Here is a 2,177-nt window from a genome sequence, read left to right on the forward strand (position 1 = left end):
TCGTCCACGTACGTCCGGTACGAGGACGACCCTCCGCCTTGCGATCGCACGCACCAGACGCCGCGGGGCCCGCCCTCCGGACGGACGGCGCTACTTTCGAAACACGCCCTAGGCCCGGCGTCCCCGCAGGGCGATGAACGCCAGTCCCAGGCCGAGCCCGATCAGGACCAGCCCGCTGCCCAGCGGCAGCATCTCCAGTACGGGACCGGTCGCCGGCCCGTCCCCGACCGCGGGCCGGGGGACGGGCGCGGTCCGCGGCGCGGAGGACGAGGGGGCGACGGCCGCCGACGCCTGGGGCGCGGCCGTCGGTGTGCCGCTCGCGCCGGAATCCGCGCCGTCGTCCCGGTCATGACCCGGCCGGCCCCGGTCGGCGCCCTCCACCTCGCTCCCGTGCCGATGGGGGCGGCCCGGCCGCTGCCGCCCTTCCTCCGCCGCGCTGCCCGCTCGTGACGGTTCGTGGAGCAAGGGGGCGGCGGCCGACGGGGCGATGGCGGCGGCCACCGGGGAAGGGGTGGAGGCGGGCGACGAGGAGAGCGGCGGGGGCGTGCCCTGCGACGCGGGGGGCTGCGTACGGGACGGGTGCGGCGCAGGGGACGGGCTCGGCGGGTCCGGCGGGGCGACGGTGTCCTGGCCGGGCGCCGTGGCGGAGGGCGGCGGCGTGGGGGTGTGCTCCGAAGCGGAGGAGGACGGCTCGTGTGCGGGGGCGCACGCCCGGGCGGGAGCACCGTGCAGGGCGAGCGCGCCCAGCACGACCAGCGGTCCCGCCGTACGCAGTGCGACGCGCAGCCATGGAGTCAACCGGGGACCCCCTCACGGTGGCCGATCGGTGCCGATCAGTGTCGGTCAATACCGATCAGCGGTGTGCAGTGCCACCACAGTCACATCGCTGGGCCGATCCGGCATTCCGGGTTCAGCCGCCAGGCCGAATCCACTGCACAATCCGGTTATGGCGATACCGCACGCGCTGCTGGCACTCCTGGCGACCGGCCCCCGCTCCGCCTCCCGGCTGCGCGCCGAGTTCGAGGCCCGCACCGCGGCGGCGTGGCCCCTGCACCTCGGACGGGTCTGCGCGGCCCTGGGCCGTCTGGAACGGGACGGCCTGGTCGTCCGTGAGGGCGTCGACCGGGCCGGACGGGCGACGTACGCGCTGACCGAGGCGGGCCGCGTCGAACTGCGGTCCTGGTACACGCGGCCCGTGGAAGGCGCCGAGGAGCGGGGCGCGGAGCCGCCCACCGAGCCGGCGCCCGACGAACTGACCGCCAAGCTGGTGCTGGCCGTGGGAGCCCCCGGCGTCGACGTGCGCGAGATCGTCGATGCGCAGCGCCGGCACGTGTCCGAGGCGCTGCAGGACCGCGTGCGGCAGCGGGCGGAGGTCCTCGCGCGGCTGCCCGAACACGCCGGGGAGGTGGTCCGGCTGCTGGTCCTGGAGCAGTCGATCTGCCGCGCGGAGGCCGAGTCCCGCTGGCTGGACCACTGCGCGGCCCGCCTGGAGCGTCTGGCCCGTCCGGCGGACTCCGGCGGCGCTCACACGGTGGATCACCCGCCCCGGGGGGCACCAAGGAGATGAGAACTGCCGGTACGAGAGAATGGCCGCATGGAGATGCCGAGGAACGAACGGTCGCCGGAGAATCCGCAGATCCTGGTCGTGGGCCAGGACGGTATGGCGCTCGGGGGCGGCGGAGACGACGACTCGCGCGAGACCCCGGTGACGGAGCAGGTGGAGCAGCCCGCCAAGGTCATGCGGATCGGCAGCATGATCAAGCAGCTGCTCGAAGAGGTGCGGGCTGCTCCTCTGGACGAGGCCAGCCGGGTCCGGCTCAAGGAGATCCACGCCAGCTCGGTCAAGGAGCTCGAGGACGGTCTCGCGCCCGAGCTGGTCGGGGAGCTGGAGCGGCTCTCCCTGCCGTTCACCGACGAGGGAACCCCGAGCGACGCGGAACTGCGCATCGCCCAGGCGCAGTTGGTGGGCTGGCTGGAAGGACTCTTCCACGGGATCCAGACGACGCTGTTCGCGCAGCAGATGGCCGCCCGCGCCCAGCTGGAGCAGATGCGCCGCGCCCTGCCGCCGGGAGTCGGCCACGAGGGCGGCGACGACCCCCACCTGGGCGGCCGGTCCGGGGGGCCGTACCTGTAGGCCGTACGCACCACCGCATCGGGCGAGGGCCCGGCAGCCGAGC

3 protein-coding genes are annotated in these 2,177 nt (G+C 75.1%); 2 read left to right on the forward strand and 1 reads right to left on the reverse strand.

Annotation, left to right across the window (positions count from 1 at the left end; translation table 11 throughout):
* Nucleotides 1–108: 108 nt before the first annotated feature.
* A complete protein-coding gene (locus tag ACFC02_RS42350; RefSeq protein ID WP_376368330.1) occupies nt 109–798 on the reverse strand; it encodes a hypothetical protein in 690 nt (229 codons plus the stop codon).
* A 148-nt stretch (nt 799–946) separates the two neighbouring features.
* Here ACFC02_RS42350 and ACFC02_RS42355 point away from each other — a divergent pair, with 148 nt between their 5' ends.
* Together ACFC02_RS42355 and ACFC02_RS42360 are read left to right on the forward strand one after the other, a co-directional pair.
* The gene (locus ACFC02_RS42355; RefSeq protein ID WP_376368332.1) at nt 947–1,567 is read left to right on the forward strand and encodes a PadR family transcriptional regulator; all 621 of its coding nucleotides are present in this window, start codon (nt 947–949) and stop codon (nt 1,565–1,567) included.
* Between the two features lie 27 nt (nt 1,568–1,594).
* Nucleotides 1,595–2,134 (forward strand): bacterial proteasome activator family protein, encoded by a 540-nt coding sequence (locus ACFC02_RS42360; protein WP_376368334.1) that lies wholly within the window; start codon nt 1,595–1,597, stop codon nt 2,132–2,134.
* Nucleotides 2,135–2,177 lie beyond the last annotated feature (43 nt).

It is taken from the genome of Streptomyces sp. NPDC056160, from assembly GCF_042268205.1.
Classification (GTDB): Bacteria; Actinomycetota; Actinomycetes; order Streptomycetales; family Streptomycetaceae; genus Streptomyces.